This is a genomic window from Streptomyces endocoffeicus (assembly GCF_016741935.1).
GTDB lineage: Bacteria > Actinomycetota > Actinomycetes > Streptomycetales > Streptomycetaceae > Streptomyces > Streptomyces endocoffeicus.
This window is the reverse complement of record NZ_JAERRG010000009.1, coordinates 81,343-101,198: the sequence shown is the minus strand read 5'-3', so window position 1 is coordinate 101,198 and position 19,856 is coordinate 81,343. Positions and strand designations below refer to the sequence as shown.

Sequence of the window (19,856 nt, the reverse complement as noted above, 5' to 3'; positions counted from 1 at the left end):
CCGCCTCAGCGGACATCGCGCGCCTCCTGCCGTCTCGTCATCACATCTCGCCGCCCTCGCGGGTCCCACCGTCACTCCGTGGGGTCCACAAGGTCCAGCCGTGGCAGCGCCCGCCCGGCATCGGCCCAGGCGAGCACGGGCCGCCCGGGGTACTCGTCGGGCCGTTGCAGGGTCTTCGTACGGTAGGTCCGTACGGCCTCGGGCAGTTGACGGGTGCTCGCCCCCGCCGCGTGGCGCACGGCCGGGGACCCCTGCTCCCCGCTGCGGTCCCACAGCACCACCGGAACGCCCGCGGCCAGACACATCTGCACCACACCGGTGCGCCGGTGGGCCGCCACATCGACGGTGACCCGGGCGGTGAGCCGCTCCATGAGCAGACCGCACACCGCCTCCGGGTCCGGGGCCGTGGTGTCGTCGATGTGCACGGGCTCCTCGGCCTCCAGCCGGGCCCAGCGCTCCCGCCACTGGTCCAGCATCGTGCCGCCGTTCAGCTCCCGCAGCTCGGGGCAGTTGACGACCAGGGGGTACGGGGTGCCGAGCCGGATGGGGAGCACCGCTCCCGGCCCCGCGGCCTTCCAGCGGTCCACGGGCACCTCCAAGGTGTCCCGGTCCACGATCAGTTCGATGACGGGCCGTGGCCCCGAGGGGTCGGGACGGCGCAGCGAGCCCACGGCGGCGAAGATCTCCTGGGCCACCTCCTGTGCGCCGCGCGGCCGTTCGCTGTCGTCCGACACCTGGCGCAGCCCGTCCCCGTCGTCGCACCACAGCCGCAGCCGGTAGCGCTCCGGCTCCTCCTCCCGCGCCGCCGCCGGTGCGCCGCCCGCCGGTGCGCCGCCCGGTGGTGCGCCGCCCGGTGGTGCGGCCCCGCAGCGGTCCAGCCTGGCCACGACGCGGGGCGCGGTGCCCCGGGAGGCGTTCCGCGCCCACTGTTCGGCGTCGTGGCGGCGGTCCATCAGGGCGGCGTCGTGGACGCCGAGGCGGCGGGCGACCGCCGCGTTCCACCGCCGCAGCGCGGCGCGCCGATCCGCCGGGCAGCAGCCCGCGGCCACGAACTCCACGGCACGCAGCAGGCCCGGCACGGCGGGCATGACCCCGTCGTCGGCCGCCGAGCTGTCCCCGTGCAGCCCCTCCACATGGGCGATCAGCGCCTCGAACCGCCCGCCGTTCCCGGCTTTCCCGCCATCCCCGCCGCCCCCGCTGTTCCGGTCGTCCCCACCGCCCCCATGATGGCCGTCACCGCCGGTGAGCAGCGCCACGGACAGGGCCGCCAGCGGCAGCGACGCCCGTACGGCCCCGGGGACACCGGCCGCGGCGGCCGCGGGCAGGGCGCGCAGCTGGACCAGCAGCCGCTCGTGCTCGCCCGGCGAGAGCAGCTTGGGCAGCCCCCAGCGGCGTCCTATGGCGAGGAGGTCGTCGGCCACCGGGCCGGCCGTACCGCGTACCGCCTCGACCAGCGCGGGCAGCGCACGCCCCCGGGTGAGCAGCAGCTGGGCGAACTCCTCGGCGGAGGGCACGCCGTCCGCGCGATGGCCGAGACCGCACTGCCGGGCGACCGTACGGCAGCAGCGGATCCAGCCCTCGGACAGCGGCAGCGGCCCGTCCAGCAGGGCGACGAGCTCCGCGTAGGCGGGGTGGTCGCGCACGTCCTCCGTGGGCTGCCGGGGCAGCAGATGGCCCGCCCCGGCGTCGTCCAGCTCCCGCGTCACGCGCTGCCAGGGGATCCCCCAGGCGCGGCGCAGCACCCCCCGGACGTGGAGTTTGGCCGTGACGAGCCCGACGACGGCGCCCTCCTCGTTGGACCACAACGGGCCGCCGCTGTAGGCGGGTTCGATGTCCAGGGCGCGCTCGGCCCCGTCGAAGTAGCCGAACCGCCCGTCGCACGCGCTCACTTCGGCGTCCGCGAACACCCCCGGCTCACCGCTGCCGTGCCAGGCCCGTACGAGCTGCCGCTTGGCCATCGGGTGCCAGCGCGGCGGCTCGATCGCGGGCGGCAGCGCTCCGTTCAGCCGCAGGACGGCGAGGTCGCCGTTCCATTCGAAGGCGCCCAGGCCGCCGTCGTCGGTCCGGGGCGGTATCCAGACCGTCAGCTCGGCATGGGCCTCGACGGTGTGCTCCGGTCCGTGGAGCCGTACGGGCACGGCGATCGGGCCCGGGTGATCCGGGGCCAGCATGTCCTTTCCCAGCGCGCTGTTGACCACATGAGCGCATGTCAGCAGATGGCGTCCTGGCAGCAGGACGCCCGCGCCCGCCGGTCTTCCGTCGGCCTTGGCGAGAATGGACACCGCGGGCCGTGACGAGACCCCGTGCGCGTGGAACCACCCCATGGGCTTCAGCCCGCGGGGCCGGGCCGGGACGACCCCGGCGGCGCTGTCGGCTCGGGCCGCTCCGACGGCCTCCAGGTGGCCGAAATGGTCAGGTTGGCGTTCCCGTTGGCGCCCACGATGCCGAGTTTGAGGTCCTGGCCGACCTGCACCCCGAACTCCACGGTGAACTCCTGGGGCGGATGCGGAGCCGAGCTGACGGCGTCGTGTACGTCCTGGAGCACCGGCCCCAGCCCTTGCAGGATGATGCCCAGACCGGCGTTGGCGAGCGTGGCCGCGGCGGCCCGCGGCCCGCGCCCCACCGGGGTCACGCCGCCGACGCCGCCGTACGCGTCCTCGGGGGAGGCGTCTCCTACGGGGGCCAGTTCCAGCCGTACGGTCGTGCCGTCCGCCAGGGGTATCTCACGGTGTTCCGTCACATTCCTCATCATGCCGATCATCAGGCCTCCGGTCTGCCCCTTCGCACCAAACGCCGCCGGAACGACGGATGTGGCGCGGGGCCACGGCGCGGGGCCACGGCGCGCGCCACCGGGGCGCCCCGCGTAAGGTCGATGTCGGATTTCCGCGAGCCTGCCCCCACCCCGCTGGCGGATGCTGGACCCATGCACACCGACACCGACCGGTGCCTCCGCGCCGCACAGGCGAAGGACGCCCGCTTCGACGGGTGGTTCTTCATCGCCGTTGTGACCACCGGGATCTACTGCCGGCCGAGCTGCCCGGTCGTCGGGCCCAAGCCCGAGAACATGCGGTTCTACCCCAGCGCCGCGGCCGCCCAGCAGGCCGGGTTCCGGGCCTGCAAGCGGTGCCGTCCGGACGCCAGCCCCGGCTCGCCGCAGTGGAACGAGCGGGCGGATCTGGTGGCCCGTGCCATGCGGCTGATCGCCGACGGTGTGGTGGACCGGGACGGGGTGCCGGGCCTCGCCGCCCGGCTGGGATACAGCACCCGGCAGATCGAGCGGCAGCTGCTCGCCGAGCTCGGCGCGGGCCCGCTCGCGCTCGCCAGGGCCCAGCGGGCGCAGACCGCGCGGCTGCTGATCGAGACCAGCGCGCTGCCGATGGCGGACATCGCCTTCGCGGCCGGGTTCGCCAGCGTCCGCGCGTTCAACGAGACCGTACGGGAGATCTTCGCGCTCTCCCCGACCGAGCTGCGGCAGCGGGCCAGCCGCGGGCCACGGACCAGCGTGCCGGGGGCGCTCACGCTGCGGCTGCCGTTCCGCGCGCCGCTGTGCCCCGACAACCTCTTCGGCCACCTCGCCGCCACCGCCGTCCCCGGCGTCGAGGAGTGGCGCGACGGCGCGTACCGGCGCACCCTGCGGCTGCCGTACGGGCCCGGGGTGGTCACCCTCAACCCCCGGCCGGACCACATCGCCTGCCAGCTCTCCCTCGCCGACCTGCGCGACCTGGCCGGGGCGATCAGCCGCTGCCGGCGGCTGCTGGACCTCGACGCGGACCCGGCCGCCGTGGACGACCTGCTCCGTACGGACCTCCAGCTGGCCCCGCTCGTCGACAAGGCCCCGGGGCGACGGGTGCCGCGCGCGGTGGACGCGGACGAGTTCGCGGTCCGCGCGGTGCTCGGACAGCAGGTGTCCACGGCGGCCGCCCGCACCCACGCCGGGCGCCTGGTGACGGCGCACGGCGAGCCCGTGGAGGACCCGGCGGGCGGCCTGACCCACCTCTTCCCGTCCGTCCAGGCCCTCGCCGGGCTGGACCCCGAGAAGCTGGCCATGCCCCGCACCCGCCGCGCGACCCTTACCGGGCTGATCGGCGCGCTCGCCGAGGGCCGGGTCGCGCTCGGCGTCGGCAGCGACTGGGACGAGGCCCGCGCGAGCCTCGGGGCGCTGCCGGGGCTCGGCCCCTGGACCGTCGAGGTGATCGCGATGCGGGCCCTCGGCGACCCGGACGCCTTCGTCCCGACCGACCTCGGGGTGCGCCGCGCCGCCGCCGAACTGGGCCTGCCCGCCACGCCCGGCGCCCTCACCCGCCACTCGACCCACTGGCGCCCCTGGCGCGCCTACGCCGTCCAATACCTATGGGCGACGGACGCGGCCCACCCCATCAACCGCCTACCCGCAGCATGACCGTTTGTGGGCAATCGTTCCGCGAGGGGGCACCTCCCAGCGGTAGCTGGGGGAGGGACGGGTGGGCACAAACCGGCCACCGGGCCGCACCCGGCAACGAAACGGCGGCCGCTACCCCGGAAAGCCGCCCACCCCGCACCTGAGAGGAACTTCGTGAACCGCACCCACACCACCATCGACAGCCCCTACGGCCCCCTCACCCTCGTGGCCACCGGCACCGACCTGTCCGGCCTCTACATGGTCGAGCAGCGCCACCGCCCACCCGAGGAAACCTTCGGCGGCCCCGGCGACCCAGCCGACACCCCCTTCGCCGAGACCATCCGCCAGCTCACGGCCTACTTCGCGGGCGAGCTGACCGAGTTCGACCTGCCGCTGCACCTGGACGGCACGCCCTTCCAGCGCCGCGTCTGGGCCGAGCTGCGGGCCATCCCGTACGGCGAGACCTGGTCGTACGGCCAGTTGGCCGACCGCCTCGGACAGCCGACCGCCTCCCGCGCGGTGGGCCTGGCCAACGGCAAGAACCCGGTCGGCATCATCGTCCCCTGCCACCGCGTCGTCGGCTCGACCGGCAGCCTCACCGGCTACGGCGGCGGCCTGGACCGCAAGCGGCGCCTGCTGGACTTCGAGGCGCGGCAAGAGCGGCAAGAGCTACCGGGCCTCTTCTGACGCTGAAGTCAGTGATCAGCCCGCGGCGATGCGATCCAACAAACTGGGCAGCGCCGCACTGATGGGCTCGCGAACGACCTCGTCCGCGAGCTCGTCGTACGGCGTCGGCTCCGCGTTGACGATGATCAGCCGGGCCCCATGCTCGGCGGCCAGCCCAGCGAGCGAGGCCGCGGGCTGAACCTGGAGACTGGTGCCGACCGCGATGAAGATCTCGCACGCCTGCGCCACCGCGACCGCTTCCGTCAGTACCTCCGGATCGAGGCTCTCCCCGAACATCACCGTGGCCGACTTCAGGATCCCGCCGCACTCCCGGCACGCCGGATCCGCCTCACCCGCCGCGACCCGTTCCAGCGCCTCGTCCATCCCGGACCGCGCCTCGCAGTGGGTGCACCGCACGGCCCGCGCGGTGCCGTGCAGTTCCAGCACCTTGCGCGCGGGCATCCCGGCGATCTGGTGCAGCCCGTCCACGTTCTGGGTGATCACCCGCACCGGCACCCCCGAGCGCTCCAGCCGGGCGACGGCCTCGTGCGCCCCGTTGGGCCGGGCCTGCAGCGCCTTGCTGTCGCGCCGCATCTCCCAGGAGCGGCGCCGGATGCCGGGGTCGGTCATGTAGTACTCGTACGTCACGAGCTTCTCGGCCTCGGGGTCGCGCCGCCACAGCCCCTGCGGACCGCGGTAGTCGGGGATCCCGGAGTCGGTGGAGATGCCCGCCCCGCTGAGGATCGCCACCAGCGGCCGGTGCGTCGTCTCGCTGCTCATGCGGCGAGCGTACGCACGCCGCGCGGCCGACGGCGAGCGCGTTTTGCCGGACGGGTAAAGTCCGCCCGGCACCGGGACGGACGCGGCGGACGGGGAGAGTACGGGAATGGCACGTTTCCTGTGGCTGACCAGCCACGACGCACAGGACGCACAGGAGGACCGGGAAGACCAGGAGGACCAGGAAGACCAGGAAGACCAGGCGCGCGCACCGGAGGACGGCCTCCCCTGGACGATACGGATCGCCGACGGCCCCGCCCGCCGTGGCCGCACCAGCCGCCCGCTGGCCTTCCCCGAGCGGCGGAACCCACCCGGCGGCGGCCTCCCCGAGTACCGTGCCGCCCGTAAGGAGGGCACCCGCGCGTTCACCCTCTGGGCAGATCCCCATCGAGAGCAGGTGTTCGCGCAGGTGGTGACCAAGTCGGCCACCAAGGGCGGCCCCGCCGCCTACGAAGTCCTGGGCGCCGCCGGTGAACCCCTGGCCCTCGTCACCCGCCGCCCGGCCATGAAGGGCGGCCTCCGCACCCGCTGGACCGTCCAGCAGACCGGCTCCCGGCCCGCCGTGGGCTTCAAGGGGCGGCCCTTCTGGTGGGGCGTGTGGTGGCTGTTCCTCCCCCTCCAACTGCTGGTCGTGATCGGCATCATCCTCAACGGCGGCGGCGACCCCGGCCGCACCCCGCGCCGCACCCGCTGGCGGCTGGACCGCCGGATCGTCCTCGACTTCCACAGCGGCCCCGGGACCGCCTTCGAGCTCAAGGCCGTGGCGGACTGGTGGGACGATCGCGTGACCGCCTCCCTCGTCGCCCTCCTCGACAGCCACGGCGGCTGGCTGGGCAGCGAATGGGACACCGCCGACCGCTGACGTCCGCGTGGACGCACCCTCTCGGCGCGCGGCTGGGCCCGATTCGTGCGGTACGTCACCGAGGCGTCGTGAGCGCCGACTTCAGGTAGTCCTCCACACGCACCACGGGTCGACCGAGAACATCGGCGAGCGTGGGGTCGACCGGTGCGAAGTCGCCGTCGCGGGCGGCGGCGAAGAGGCCGACGAGCAGGTCGGCCGACGACTCGGGCACACCATGGGTGACCAACTGCGCCCGGTACTCGTCGTCGGAGACGACCACCCGGCGGATCGGGCGGCCCGTCAGCCGCGTGAGGATATCCGCGATTCCGGCCATGTCGATCACCTCGGGACCGGTGAGCGCGGGGCTCAGACCGTCCAGTACCTCCCCGGTGAGGGCGAGGACCGCCGCGTCGGCGAGGTCGGCGTGGGCGGTCCAGGCGACCGGCCCGTCCTCCGGCACGGCCAGGACGCCCGTCTCCAGCGCGCCCCTGACCAGCTCCACGGCCGATGAGATGTAGAAGCCGTTGCGCAGCGAGGTGAAGGGGACACCGGACCGCCGCAGAGCCTCCTCGGTGGCGGCGTGGTCGGGCATCGGGACGAACGGCGAGGACGGGCTCGCGCCCATGTGGCTCGTGTAGAGGATCCGCTTGGCCCCGGCCGCCGCCGCGGCCGCGATGGCCGCGCGGTGGCCTCGGACGGCGGCCTCGCCCGTGGTGCCCGTCGAGACGATCAGGACCTTCGAGGCGCCCTCGAAGGCGTGGGGGAGGGTGTCCGGGTCGGCGAAGTCGCCCCGGCGGACACGCACGCCCCGCGCGCCGAGGTCCCGTGCCGCCTCCACATCGCGCACGCTGACGCCGATCTCCTCGGTGGGGACGGCTTTCAGCAGCCGCTCGGCGACCATCCGGCCGAGCTGGCCATTGGCTCCGGTAACGATGATCACGGTGATCTCCTCTGCCTGTTTCCAGTGCTATCGCCGTCAACGTATCACCGGAAACGAAGGGTCGCTAACGAGATCCTGTTATCGTTGGAAGCATGGAGAGGGAGGACGTCATCGCGCCGGACGGAAACCACGACGCGAGCCACGGCGCGAGCCACGAGACGAACCACGACGCGAACCGAGACCGTGACGGCAACCGTGATGGCAACCGCGACGGGAATCGCGACCGCATCGTCGCGGCCGCCGCCCGGCTGCTGTCCGACGGCGGGCCCGACGCGGTCTCGACCCGGGCGGTGAGCTCCGCGGCCGGAGTGCAGCCGCCGACCATCTACCGGCTCTTCGGCGACAAACAGGGCCTGCTCGACGCGGTCGTCGCGTACGGCTTCACGGAGTACGTGAACAGCAAGAACGCCGAGGAACCCACCGATGACCCGGTCGAGGACCTGCGGGCCGGCTGGGACCAGCACATCGGCCTCGGCCTGGCCAACCCGGCGCTGTACTCGCTGATGTACGGCGGGCACCGCCCTGGGGTGTCCTCACCGGCCGCCGTCACCGCCTTCGACATGCTCGCCCGGCTCATCCGCCGCATCGCCGAGGCGGGGCGGCTCGCCATCCCCGAGGAGCGTGCCGCGGCCCTGGTCCACGCGGCGGGCTGCGGTACGACGTTCACGCTCATCGCCACGCCCGAGGACCGCCGCGATCCGGAGCTGTCCCGTACCGCCCGCGAGGCGGCCATCGCGGCGATCACCACGGACGCGCCCGCCGCCGCCGAGCCCGGCCCCGTCGCGGCCGCCGTCACCCTGCGCGCCGCGCTGCCCCGGACGGACGCGCTGACCGCGCCCGAACGCGGCCTCCTGCGGGAGTGGCTGGACCGCATCGCCGATCCGGCCCCCACCGCCGGTGAGCGGACCGAAACCCCCTAACCCGAGACCGCCAGCCGGTGCGTACGCGCCGCGAGGTCGCTGACGCGGGCCCCGTCGAAGCCGAAGACGGCGCTGCGCACCCGATCCTCCAGCGGCTCGGTCCACTGCGGCGGAATGGCCGCCGCGCCGCACAGCACCCCCGCGACCGAACCGGCCGTGGCGCCGTTGGAGTCGGTGTCCAGGCCGCCGCGTACCGTCAGGGCGATCGTCGTCGTGAAGTCGCCCGCGCCGTAGAGCAGCCCGGCCGTGAGGACGGCGGCGTTGGGGACCACATGGATCCAGGGCAGCCCGGCGGTCTCCAGCTCCAGCTGGGCGAGCGCGTCCACCCACGCCACGCCCGCGTCGTGCAGGGACGCGATCCGGCGCACCGTACGGGCCAGGCGGCAGCGCGGCGGGATCCGGTCCAGGGCACTGTCGACGGCGGCGCGCGGACCGTCCGCCGTGAACGCGGCCGCGATCAGGGCGGCCGCCCACATCGCCCCGTACACCCCGTTGCCCGTGTGGGAGAGAACGGCGTCGCGGCGGGCCATCGTGGCGGCGCGCCGCGGATCGCCGGGGTTGACCCAGCCGTGGATGTCGGCGCGGATCAGGGCGCCGATCCACTCCTGGTAGGGGTTGTCGAGGGTCGCGCTGAGCGGCGGCTTCACCCCGGCCGTGAGATTGCGGTAGGCGGCCCGCTCGGCGGTGAAGGTCTGCAGATACGGCAGCCGCAGCAGCCACACCTCGCCGACCTGCTCGGTGCTGAAGCCGGGGCCGTGGGTCTCCAGCAGGTGCAGACCGAGGACGGAGTAGTCCACGTCGTCGTCGCGGCAACTGCCGTGGATCCGGCCGCGCACGCAACTCTGCCACTCGGGGCGCAGCTCGAACTCCACCGGGTCGGGCGGCGGCTCCAGGGCGGGGAGGTAGTCGGTCAGCGGGAGGGCGTCGGCGCGGCGCAGATACCGGTCGATGCGGTCGCGGGTCCAATGGTCGCCGTTCTCGACCGGTTTGCCGAGCATGTTTCCGGCGATCCGGCCGAGCCAGCCGCCGAGGATCCGGTCCGCGAGTGCGCTCCCGCTGAGGGCCATGCGTCAGGTGTACCCATCTGAGGTGGGTGTACCGGTGCGGTCGCGCCGGATAGGGTCACAGCGGCGCGACCGCCTGTGCGAATGCGAGGGGTTACGAAGGTGACGGACGCTTCGACGGAGGCTTCGGAGGACTCGGCGGCATCGAGGACGGAAGCCGCGGCAGAGACCATGACATGGGCGCAGGGGCAGGCGACACCCCCGAAGCGCGTGCTGATCGCCGCGGACAAGTTCAAGGGCTCGCTCACGGCGGTGGAGGTCGCCGAGCGCGTCACGGCGGGCCTGCGCCGCGGCGCGCCCCGGGGCGGCGAGAGCCTGCGGATCGCGGCGCTGCCCGTCGCCGACGGCGGGGACGGCACGGTGGACGCGGCGGTCGCCGCCGGGTTCGAACGGCGCGAGGCCCGGGTCACCGGGCCGCTGGGCGCGCCGGTGACGGCGGCGTACGCGCTGCGCGGGTCCACGGCCGTGGTGGAGATGGCCGAGGCGTCCGGGCTGCGCCATCTGCCGAAGGGGGTGTTCGCGCCGCTCACCGCGACCACGTACGGCAGCGGGGAGCTGCTGCGCGCGGCGCTGGACGCGGGCGCCCGCACGATCGTGTTCGGCGTGGGCGGCAGCGCGACGACGGACGGTGGGGCGGGGATGCTCAGCGCGCTGGGGGCGCGCTTCCTGCGGGAGGACGGTACCCCTGTCGCACCGGGCGGGGGCCCGCTGCGCGACCTCGCGACGGCCGATCTGTCCGGCCTCGACCCGCGCCTCGCGAACACCGAAACCGTCCTGGCCAGCGACGTCGATAATCCCCTCACCGGGCCGAAGGGCGCGGCGGCGGTCTACGGCCCGCAGAAGGGCGCGGGCGAGGACGATGTGGCGGCCCTGGACGCCGCCCTCGCCCACTACGTACGCGTCCTGGAGCGTGCGGTCGGGGCCTCGGCCGCCGAATACGCCCTCGCACCCGGCGCGGGCGCGGCGGGCGGCATCGGCTTCGGCGCCCTCGTCGGCCTCGGCGCGGCCTTCCGCCCCGGCATCGAGGTGATGCTCGACGTCCTCGGCTTCCCCGCCGCGCTGGAGGGCACGGACCTGGTGATCACGGGGGAGGGCTCGCTGGACGAGCAGACCCTCCACGGCAAGGCCCCGGCAGGCGTCGCGGCGGCGGCCCGCGCGCGGGGCATCGAAGTGGTCGCGGTCTGCGGCCGCCTGTCCCTGGCCCCCGCGGCCCTGGGCAACGCGGGCATCCGCCGCGCCTACGCCCTCACCGACCTGGAACCGGACCCGGCCCGCTGCATCGCCGAGGCCGGCCCCCTCCTGGAACGCACCGCAGAACGCCTGGCGGCGGACTTTCTCAGCTGACCCCGTGCGTGCCCTTCTTCAGGTCACCGGTCTCGTCGACGACCGGGACGCCGACCTCCGTTCGGGGAGGGTGGAAGATCATGGCATAACGTACTGCCATGACGAGTTCATCCCTGCGGTTAATTCCCGATGCCATCAACCGCTTCGGCGCACGAGTGCACGCGGTCGACGGCCACCGGTGGAACGATTCGACGCCGTGCACCGAGTGGACCGTTCGGGACCTCGTCAACCACCTGGTCAGCGAGCACTTGTGGGTGCCGCACCTGCTCGCCGGAGAGTCCCTGGAGCAGGTGGGCGACCGCTACGACGGCGACATGGTCGGCGCGGATCCCGCGCGCGCGTGGGACGAGGCCGCGGAGCGCTCCCTCGCGGCGTGGAAGGGCGCCGATCTTTCCGGGACAGCTCGGTTCTCCTTCGGGGAGGCCCCGTTGACCATGTACGCGGACCAGATGCTCGTCGACCTGACCATCCACGAGTGGGACCTGGCCCGCGGGTGCGGCCAGCCCGAGTGGCTCGACCCGGCCGCGGTCGACCACAGCCTGGCCTACGCGCGCGCCAACGCCGAGAGAGTGGCAGGCCTGGGAATCTTCGCCGCTCCGGTGCCCACCACCAGCACCGACCCCGCCGTTCAGCTGCTTTCCTTGCTGGGGCGCGCCGTATGACGGGTCCGATTCACGTAGTTCGGGAGTGCTCGCGGTTGCCTGGCACGGGCTGCGGTGCGGCTTCGTGATTCCTGGCCGTAAGAGGTCGCGCGGGTAGAGGTGTGCGACGCCGCCGGATGGGCGGCTGCCCACACCGCGTACGTGGCCCAGCCGGGGGCAGCCGGTGCGGAGGCTCGATGTGGGGCAGTGACGTCGGCCGTAACCGAAAACGCCGTGGGGCCCGAGCGGGAAGCTCGGGCCCCACGGCGTTCCGTCCAAGGGACGGGCGGCCTGACGGCCGCTACGGCAGCTGCGCTGCCCTCGCTTCGCGGCGGTTGTCGCGGAACGCGTTCACCCGGCGGGCCGTGGCGAAGAGGGGGATCACCGCGCCCATGACGACCTGTAGGGCGCAGGCCGACTGGAGGAGGAGCTCACCGCCGGGGGCCTCGAAGGCCCAGGCGGCCAGCAGGGCCATGCTGGTGACGATCCAGCCGAGCATGGCCACGGCGAGCCGGCCGCGCGGCTTGGGGTACTCCACCCGGCTCACCATCAGCCAGGCGACGCCCACGATCGCGAGCAGCGTCGGCACGAACGGCAGGCCCAGCAGGACCACCGAGACGACCGTCAGGGCGCCGAATGGGCTCGGCATGCCCTGGAAGACGCCGTCACGCAGCGTGACACAGGAGAATCTGGCAAGCCGCAGCACCACCGCCAGCAGCACCACGATCGCGCCCACCACCGAGACCCGCTGGTAGGCGTCGTCGGACACCATCCCCCAGACGAGGACGAAGTACGCGGGGGCCAGCCCGAAGCTGATCAGGTCGGAGAGGTTGTCCAGCTCCGCGCCCATCGCCGAGCTGCGCAGCTTCCGCGCGACGAGCCCGTCGAAGAGGTCGAAGACGGAGGCCAGCAGCATCAGCATCACCGCGGAGGCGGCGCTGTGCCGGGTCATCCCGCCGTCCTCGCTGCCCGTGAGGTGCGGGATGAGGACGCCGGTGGTGGTGAAGTAGACCGCCAGGAAGCCGCAGGTGGCGTTGCCCAGGGTCAGCGTGTCGGCTATCGACAGTCGCGTCGACAGCGGCATGTCGTCCGTTTCGTCGACGTCGGCCGCGTCCACCTCGGCCTCGGGGACCCAGGCGGCCTGCGTATCGGGATCAATCACGGTCAAGGCGAGTCACCCCCGCGGTGGTGGCCTGGCCGACCTCGACCGCGACATCGACACCCTCGGGGAGGTATACGTCGACCCGCGAGCCGAAGCGGATGAGACCGATCCGCTCACCCTGTTCGACCTTCGTGCCCTGTGGCACATAAGGCACGATACGCCGGGCGACGGCGCCGGCGATCTGGACCATCTCGATGTCGCCGAGCTCGGTGTCGAAGTGCCAGACGACCCGCTCGTTGTTCTCGCTCTCCTTGTTGAACGCGGGAACGAAGCCGCCGGGGATGTGCTCCACGGAGGTCACCGTACCGGCCAGCGGAGCGCGGTTGACGTGGACGTTGAGCGGGCTCATGAAGATGGCGACGCGGGTGCGCCCGTCCTTCCACGGCATGATGCTCTGCACCACACCGTCGGCCGGGGAGATCACACGGCCCTGCGTGATCTCTCTCTCGGGGTCGCGGAAGAACCACAGCATGCCCGCCGCGAGCGCGGTGGCGGGCACGGCGACCGCCGCCCAGCGTCCGGAGCGGCGGGACCGAGCAAGACTGACCGCCGCGGTGGCGACGGTCGGGAGGAGCCACGGCGACGCTCCGCGCGCGAGGCGTACACCGACCGGGCTGTCGCGTTGTGCAGAGGATTGGCTGTGGGGCATGGATGACCTTCGTAGCGGAGGATGCCGCGACGCAAGACTGGGGACGGCGGCTTTACGGGATGGTATCGGTTGCGAGCGGTAACTGGGCAAGCGCCAGGGCCCGTCGGTGGCTTGTCAGTGACCGAAGACCCTTGGCGCGGTGTGACCTTGTTCTCTCGGATACCACCCCAAAAGGGACGTTCAGTCTTGGGTTCGGTATTCCTCCAGAAGCCTCCGTCCAATAATCATTTTCTGAATCTCAGCGGTCCCCTCGCCGATGAGAAGCATCGGTGCCTCTCGGTAGAGCCGCTCGATCTCGTATTCCTTGGAGAAGCCGTACCCGCCGTGGATGCGGAAGGCGTCCTCCACGACCTCTTTGCAGTACTCCGACGCCAGGTACTTCGCCATTCCCGCCTCGAGGTCGTTGCGCGCGCCCGAATCCTTCTTCCGGGCCGCATTGACCATCATCGCATGCGCCGCCTCGACCTTTGTTCCCATTTCGGCCAGTTTGAACTGGATGGCCTGATGCTGGGCGATCGGCTTGCCGAAGGTATGCCGCTGCTGTGCGTATGCGACGCCCAGCTCGAAAGCGCGCCGCGCCACACCGCAGCCGCGGGCGGCGACATTCACCCGGCCGACCTCGACTCCGTCCATCATTTGGTAAAAACCTCGGTTCGGCGCCCCGCCGAGCACCCGATCGGCCGGAATGCGCAGTCCGTCCATGATGAGCTCGGTGGTGTCGACCCCCTTGTAGCCCATCTTCTCGATCTTGCCGGGGATGGTCAGACCGGGCCGGACCTCGCCGAAGCCGGGCTCCTTCTCGATCAGGAAGGTGGTCATCGCCTTGTGCGGCGCGACCCCCTCCTGAGTCTCGCCGGTCCGGCACAGGACCGCCACCAGAGTGGAGCTGCCGCCGTTGGTCAGCCACATCTTCTGCCCGTTCAGGACGTACTCGTCGCCGTCCGGTACCGCCTTGCTGGTGATGGCCGACACATCCGACCCCAGTCCCGGCTCCGACATCGAGAAGGCGCCCCGGATCTCGCCCAGCGCCATCTTGGGAAGGAAATACTCCTTCTGTTCCTCGGTGCCGTGCTGCTTGAGCATGTACGCCACGATGAAGTGGGTGTTGATGATGCCCGAGACGCTCATCCAGCCGCGTGCGATCTCCTCCACGCACAGCGCGTAGGTGAGCAGTGACTCACCCAGGCCGCCGTATTCCTCCGGGATCATCAGCCCGAAGACGCCGAGCTCCTTCAGTCCCTCGACGATCGCCGTCGGATATTCATCGCGATGTTCCAGTTCGGTCGCGACCGGCAGGATCTCCTTGTCGACAAAATCCCTGACCGTGGAGAGGATCTCCCGCTGGATGTCGGTCAGGCCCTCCGTCTGCGCGAGGCGGCTCATATCACTGCCCTCCCAGCTCCGGGCGGCCCGGCTGCTCGCCGCCCCGCTCCTTGATGTATGTGGCGGTCGGCACCATCACCTTGCGCCGGAAGACACAGACCAGCGTGCCGTCCTGCTTGTAGCCCTTGGTCTCCACATACACGATGCCCCGGTCGGTTTTGGACTTCGACGGCGTCTTGTCCAGGACCGTGGTCTCGCCGTAGATGGTGTCGCCGTGGAAGGTGGGCGCCACATGCCGCAGTGACTCGACCTCCAGATTGGCGATGGCCTTTCCGGAGACATCGGGGACGGACATGCCCAGCAGCAGTGAGTAGATGTAGTTACCGACCACCACGTTCTTGCCGAAATCGGTCGTCTTCTCGGCGTAGTTGCTGTCCATGTGCAGCGGGTGGTGGTTCATGGTGAGCAGACAGAAGAGGTGGTCGTCGTACTCGGTGACCGTCTTCCCCGGCCAGTGCCGGTAGACGTCGCCCACCGTGAACTCCTCATAGGTACGGCCGAACTGCATGGCTCATGCCTCCGGGGGCTGGAAGGCGGACGTACGGCTCATCCCGGCGGCGCGGCCCTTGCCCGCGACGACCAGGGCCATCTTGCGGCTGGCCTCGTCGATCATCTCGTCCCCGAGCATCGCGGAGCCCTTCATACCGCCCTCCGCCGAGGTGCAGTAGTCATAGGCGTCCAGGATCAGCTCGGCGTGGTCGTAGTCCTCCTGCGACGGCGAGAAGACCTCATTGGCCGCCTCCACCTGGCCGGGGTGCAGCACCCACTTGCCGTCGTAGCCGAGCGCGGCCGCGCGCCCGGCCACCTCGCGGAAGCCGTCCACGTTCCGGATCTGCAGGTACGGGCCGTCGATCGCCTGGAGGTCATGCATGCGGGCCGCCATCAGGATCCGCATCAGGATGTAGTGATAGGCGTCCGCCGGATAGCCGGGCGGCTGCTCGCCCACGACCAGGGACTTCATGTTGATCGACGCCATGAAGTCGGCCGGGCCGAAGACGATGGTCTCCAGACGCGGCGACGCGCCGGCGATCTCGTCCACGTTGACCAGGCCCTTGGCGTTCTCGATCTGCGCCTCGATGCCGATCCGCCCGATCTCGAAGCCCATCGTCTTCTCGATCTGGGTGAGCAGCAGGTCCAGCGCGATGACCTGCTGGGCGTCCTGCACCTTGGGCAGCATGATGCAGTCCAGGTTCGGGCCCGCGCCCTCGACCACCGTGATGACGTCCCGGTACGTCCAGTGGGTGGTCCAGTCGTTCACCCGCACCACCCGGGTCTTACCGGTCCAGTCGCCCTCGTTCAGCGCCTTGACGATGGTGTGCCGGGCGTCCTCCTTGGCCAGCGGCGCGCAGGCGTCCTCCAGGTCCAGGAAGACCTGATCGGCCGGGAGCCCCTGGGCCTTCTCCAGGAAGCGCGGATTGGAGCCGGGGACGGCGAGGCACGAGCGGCGGGGGCGCAGACGGCCGGCGGCATCGGAGCGGTCGGGGGCGGTCATACGAGAACCTCCAGAGGGGGAAGCGTGTTCGCGGCGCGGATCTCATCGACGATACGGCCGATGATCTCCGTGATACCGAAGTCCTTGGGGGTGAAAACGGCGGCGACCCCCGCCGCGCGCAGGGCGGCCGCGTCCGAGGACGGGATGATCCCGCCGACGATGACGGGGATGTCCTGGGCGCCGGCGGTGCGCATCCGCTCCAGGACGTCCGGCACCAGCTCGGCATGCGACCCGGACAGGATCGACAGCCCGACGCAGTGCACGTCCTCCGCCACGGCCGCCGAGACGATCTGCTCCGGGGTGAGCCGTATCCCCTGGTAGACCACCTCGAAACCGGCGTCCCTGGCCCGTACGGCGATCTGCTCGGCGCCATTGCTGTGCCCGTCCAGACCGGGCTTGCCGACCAGCAGCCGCAGCCTTCCGCCGCCGAGGTCGGCCGCGGTCTTCCCGACCTTCTCGCGGACCGAGGCCAGCAGGGAGCCCGCCTCCGTGGCGACGGACAGGGGCGCGCCGCCGACCCCGGTGGGGGCGCGGTACTCCCCGAAGACATCGCGCAGCGCCCAGGCCCACTCCCCGGTGGTCACCCCCGCGCGGGCACAGCGCAGGGTGGCCTCCATCAGGTTGTCGGTCCCCACGGCGGCCTTACGGAGGGCACCGAGGGCCTCCTCGGCGGGTCCCTCGTCGCGCTGCTCGCGCCAGGTGTGCAGGGCCGAGACCACCCGCGCCTCGTTCTCCGGGTCCACCGTCATGATCGCGGTGTCGAGGTCGGCGGTGAGCGGATTGGGCTCGGTGGACTCGTAGCAGTTGACGCCGACGATCTTCTCCTCGCCCGCCTCGATGCGCGCCCGGCGCTCGGAGTGGGAGGCCACCAGCCGCGCCTTGAGATAGCCGGACTCGACGGCGGCCATCGCCCCGCCCATCTCCTGGATCCGCTCGATCTCGGCCTCGGCGTCCTCCACCAGCGCGGCGACCTTGGACTCGATCACATGGGAGCCCTCGAAGATGTCGTCGTACTCCAGCAGATCGCTCTCATGGGCGAGGACCTGCTGGATGCGCAGCGACCACTGCTGGTCCCAGGGGCGGGGCAGGCCCAGCGCCTCGTTCCAGGCCGGGAGCTGGACGGCGCGGGCGCGGGCGTCCTTGGAGAGGGTGACGGCCAGCATCTCCAGGACGATGCGCTGGATGTTGTTCTCCGGCTGGGCCTCGGTCAGGCCGAGCGAGTTCACCTGGACGCCGTAGCGGAACCGGCGGTGCTTGGGGTTCTTGATGCCGTACCGCTCGCGGGTGATCCGGTCCCAGATGCGGCCGAAGGCGCGCATCTTGCACATCTCCTCGATGAAGCGGACGCCCGCGTTCACGAAGAAGGAGATCCGGGCCACCACGTCGCCCTTACGGTCCTCGGGAACCTGGCCGGAGGCGAACACCGCGTCCAGTACGGCGACCGCCGTGGACATCGCGAAGGCGATCTCCTGCACCGGAGTGGCCCCGGCCTCCTGCAGGTGGTAGCTGCAGATGTTGATCGGGTTCCACTTGGGGATGTGGTTGACCGTGTACGCGATCATGTCGGTGGTCAGCCGCAGGCTCGGGCCCGGCGGGAAGACATGCGTCCCCCGCGACAGGTACTCCTTGACGATGTCGTTCTGCGTCGTCCCCTGGAGCTTCCCGGCATCGGCGCCGTGCTCCTCCGCGACGACCTGGTACAGCGCCAGCAGCCACATCGCGGTCGCGTTGATCGTCATGGAGGTGTTCATCCGCTCCAGGGGGATCTCCTGGAACAGCCGCCGCATGTCGCCCAGGTGCGAGACCGGGACCCCGACCCGGCCCACCTCGCCGCGCGCGAGGATGTGGTCCGGGTCGTAACCGGTCTGGGTGGGCAGGTCGAAGGCGACCGAGAGCCCGGTCTGGCCCTTGGCCAGGTTGCGCCGGTACAGCTCGTTGGACGCCTCGGCGGTGGAGTGCCCGGCGTACGTGCGCATCAGCCAGGGACGGTCCTTGGGCCGGGGTGTGCCACTCATCGCATATCCCGGCTGTGCTTGCCGGTCCGCTCCGACGAGTCGTCACGGAACAGATTGATGGCGTTGATGTGCTGCTCGCGCATCGCCCGGTCGCGCACGCCCATGCCCTCCTCGGGGGCCAGGCACAGCACGCCGACCTTGCCCTGGTGGAGGTTGTGGTGGACGTCGTACGTGGCCTGGCCGGTGTCCTCCAGCCGGTACGTCTTGGACAGCGTCGGGTGGATCTTGCCCTTGGCGATCAGACGGTTGGCCTCCCACGCCTCGCGGTAGTTGGCGAAGTGCGAGCCGACGATCCGCTTCAGCGACATCCACAGGTAGCGGTTGTCGTACTCGTGGGTGTAGCCGGAAGTCGAGGCGCAGGTGACGATCGTGCCGCCCTTACGGGTGACATAGACGGACGCGCCGAAGGTCTCCCGGCCCGGGTGCTCGAAGACGATGTCCACGTCCTCGCCGCCGGTCAGCTCGCGGATCTTCTTCCCGAACCGCTTCCACTCGCGCGGGTCCTGGGTGCCGTCGTCCTTCCAGAACTTGTAGTCCTCGGCGGTGCGGTCGATGATCGCCTCGGCGCCCATCCGCCGGCAGATCTCGGCCTTCCGCGGCGAGGAGACCACACAGACCGGGTTGGCCCCGCCGGCCAGCGCGAACTGGGTGGCGTAGGAGCCGAGCCCGCCGCTCGCGCCCCAGATCAGGACGTTGTCACCCTGCTTCATCCCGGCGCCGTTGCGGGAGACCAGCTGCCGGTAGGCGGTGGAGTTGACCAGGCCCGGGGCGGCGGCCTCCTCCCAGCTCAGATGCTTTGGCTTGGGCATCAGCTGGTTGGACTTGACCAGCGCGATCTCGGCGAGCCCGCCGAAGTTGGTCTCGAAGCCCCAGATGCGCTGCTCGGGGTCGAGCATGGTGTCGTTGTGGCCGTCGGCGCTCTCCAGCTCGACCGACAGACAGTGCGCGACGACCTCGGCGCCCGGCTTCCAGGAGTTCACGCCGGGGCCGGTGCGCAGCACGACGCCCGCGAGGTCGGAGCCGATGATGTGGTATGGCAGGTCGTGCCGCTTGGCCAGGGGGGAGAGCTTGCCGTACCGCTCCAGGAAGCCGAAGGTCGGCAGCGGTTCGAAGATCGAGGTCCACACGGAGTTGTAGTTGACCGAGCTGGCCATCACGGCGACGAGCGCCTCTCCGGGGCCCAGCTCGGGCACCGGCACCTCGTCCACGTGCAATGACTTACGGGGGTCCTTCTCCCGGGTGGTGAGGCCCGAGAACATCTCGGCCTCGTCCTTGCGCACGGTCACCGCGCGGTACGACTCGGGGACGCGCAGTGCCGCGAACTCCTCGGGTGCTGTGTCCGACGCCAGGATCGCGTCAAGTATCTCGTTCATCGGTGCCTCCGGCGAAGCGTCCATGGGGGGACGCCTGAGGGAACGCTGGGCTCGTGACGGGTGATGCTGATGCGGTGTGCCGTCGGTTCGGCGGAGGTGGTGCTCGATGCGGCGCGGGTAACGCCGGGTGCCTGGTGACGCAGGCGTCGTCCGGGCGCGCGAAGCGGTTTGCGGGGACAGCCGACGCACGATGGTTGGCAGTGCGCCGGCC

At 71.6% G+C, this 19,856-nt stretch carries 18 protein-coding genes; 6 read left to right on the top strand and 12 right to left on the bottom strand.

The window, feature by feature from the left end; all coding sequences use genetic code 11:
- Positions 1-71: 71 nt before the first annotated feature.
- Both JK364_RS22830 and JK364_RS22825 read right to left on the bottom strand, forming a co-directional pair.
- Positions 72-2,324, bottom strand: a complete 2,253-nt coding sequence (locus JK364_RS22830; protein ID WP_201853017.1) for a VMAP-C domain-containing protein — start codon at positions 2,322-2,324, stop codon at positions 72-74.
- Between the two features lie 5 nt (positions 2,325-2,329).
- Complete coding sequence (locus tag JK364_RS22825; RefSeq protein ID WP_230992375.1) at positions 2,330-2,749, bottom strand: CU044_2847 family protein; 420 nt, start codon at positions 2,747-2,749, stop codon at positions 2,330-2,332.
- A gap of 174 nt (positions 2,750-2,923) precedes the next feature.
- Here JK364_RS22825 and JK364_RS22820 point away from each other — a divergent pair, with 174 nt between their 5' ends.
- Positions 2,924-4,399 carry a DNA-3-methyladenine glycosylase 2 family protein gene (locus JK364_RS22820; protein WP_201853015.1) on the top strand — a complete coding sequence of 492 codons (1,476 nt, stop codon included), beginning with the start codon at positions 2,924-2,926 and terminating at the stop codon, positions 4,397-4,399.
- A gap of 153 nt (positions 4,400-4,552) precedes the next feature.
- Positions 4,553-5,065 (top strand): methylated-DNA--[protein]-cysteine S-methyltransferase, encoded by a 513-nt coding sequence (locus tag JK364_RS22815; protein WP_201853014.1) that lies wholly within the window; start codon positions 4,553-4,555, stop codon positions 5,063-5,065.
- A 15-nt stretch (positions 5,066-5,080) separates the two neighbouring features.
- Here JK364_RS22815 and JK364_RS22810 read toward each other — a convergent pair whose 3' ends face one another.
- The gene (locus JK364_RS22810; RefSeq protein ID WP_201853013.1) at positions 5,081-5,824 is read right to left on the bottom strand and encodes an SIR2 family NAD-dependent protein deacylase; all 744 of its coding nucleotides are present in this window, start codon (positions 5,822-5,824) and stop codon (positions 5,081-5,083) included.
- 106 nt (positions 5,825-5,930) lie between these two features.
- Between JK364_RS22810 and JK364_RS22805 the strand changes: the two genes are divergently transcribed.
- Positions 5,931-6,683, top strand: coding sequence for a hypothetical protein (locus JK364_RS22805; RefSeq protein ID WP_230992374.1), 753 nt, complete (start codon positions 5,931-5,933; stop codon positions 6,681-6,683).
- 55 nt (positions 6,684-6,738) lie between these two features.
- On the opposite strand, the gene JK364_RS22800 is transcribed toward JK364_RS22805, so the two are convergent.
- Entirely contained in the window at positions 6,739-7,602 is an 864-nt protein-coding gene (locus tag JK364_RS22800; protein ID WP_201853012.1) for an NAD(P)H-binding protein, read from the bottom strand.
- 92 nt (positions 7,603-7,694) lie between these two features.
- Between JK364_RS22800 and JK364_RS22795 the strand changes: the two genes are divergently transcribed.
- The gene (locus JK364_RS22795; RefSeq protein ID WP_201853011.1) at positions 7,695-8,522 is read left to right on the top strand and encodes a TetR/AcrR family transcriptional regulator; all 828 of its coding nucleotides are present in this window, start codon (positions 7,695-7,697) and stop codon (positions 8,520-8,522) included.
- Here JK364_RS22795 and JK364_RS22790 read toward each other — a convergent pair.
- Positions 8,519-9,589, bottom strand: coding sequence for an ADP-ribosylglycohydrolase family protein (locus JK364_RS22790; protein ID WP_201853010.1), 1,071 nt, complete (start codon positions 9,587-9,589; stop codon positions 8,519-8,521). The two genes, JK364_RS22795 and JK364_RS22790, sit on opposite strands and share 4 nt — an antisense overlap.
- 207 nt (positions 9,590-9,796) lie before the next feature.
- On the opposite strand from JK364_RS22790, the gene JK364_RS22785 reads away from it, so the two are divergent.
- Positions 9,797-10,930, top strand: coding sequence for a glycerate kinase (locus JK364_RS22785; RefSeq protein WP_201853302.1), 1,134 nt, complete (start codon positions 9,797-9,799; stop codon positions 10,928-10,930).
- A 98-nt stretch (positions 10,931-11,028) separates the two neighbouring features.
- Positions 11,029-11,592: a TIGR03086 family metal-binding protein gene (locus tag JK364_RS22780; RefSeq protein ID WP_201853009.1), complete on the top strand. Its 564-nt coding sequence runs from the start codon at positions 11,029-11,031 to the stop codon at positions 11,590-11,592.
- 280 nt (positions 11,593-11,872) lie between these two features.
- Here the strand turns inward: JK364_RS22780 and pssA are convergent, their stop codons facing one another.
- The 7 genes from pssA to ccrA form a co-directional block, all read right to left on the bottom strand.
- The gene (gene pssA / locus JK364_RS22775) at positions 11,873-12,739 is read right to left on the bottom strand and encodes a CDP-diacylglycerol--serine O-phosphatidyltransferase (protein WP_037958797.1); all 867 of its coding nucleotides are present in this window, start codon (positions 12,737-12,739) and stop codon (positions 11,873-11,875) included.
- Entirely contained in the window at positions 12,726-13,382 is a 657-nt protein-coding gene (locus tag JK364_RS22770) for a phosphatidylserine decarboxylase (protein ID WP_201853008.1), read from the bottom strand. Before JK364_RS22770 ends, pssA begins: the two co-directional genes overlap by 14 nt.
- Positions 13,383-13,562: 180 nt before the next feature.
- Complete coding sequence (locus JK364_RS22765; protein ID WP_201853007.1) at positions 13,563-14,765, bottom strand: acyl-CoA dehydrogenase family protein; 1,203 nt, start codon at positions 14,763-14,765, stop codon at positions 13,563-13,565.
- Position 14,766: 1 nt separating this feature from the next.
- On the bottom strand, positions 14,767-15,273 hold the full coding sequence (locus tag JK364_RS22760) for a MaoC family dehydratase (RefSeq protein WP_201853006.1): 507 nt from the start codon (positions 15,271-15,273) through the stop codon (positions 14,767-14,769).
- 3 nt (positions 15,274-15,276) lie between these two features.
- The gene (locus JK364_RS22755; RefSeq protein WP_201853005.1) at positions 15,277-16,257 is read right to left on the bottom strand and encodes an HpcH/HpaI aldolase/citrate lyase family protein; all 981 of its coding nucleotides are present in this window, start codon (positions 16,255-16,257) and stop codon (positions 15,277-15,279) included.
- Positions 16,254-18,272 carry an ethylmalonyl-CoA mutase gene (locus JK364_RS22750; RefSeq protein ID WP_201853004.1) on the bottom strand — a complete coding sequence of 673 codons (2,019 nt, stop codon included), beginning with the start codon at positions 18,270-18,272 and terminating at the stop codon, positions 16,254-16,256. Before JK364_RS22750 ends, JK364_RS22755 begins: the two co-directional genes overlap by 4 nt.
- Positions 18,269-19,645: a crotonyl-CoA carboxylase/reductase gene (ccrA, locus tag JK364_RS22745; protein WP_201853003.1), complete on the bottom strand. Its 1,377-nt coding sequence runs from the start codon at positions 19,643-19,645 to the stop codon at positions 18,269-18,271. The genes JK364_RS22750 and ccrA overlap by 4 nt, the downstream gene beginning before the upstream one ends.
- Between the last annotated feature and the right edge of the window lie 211 nt (positions 19,646-19,856).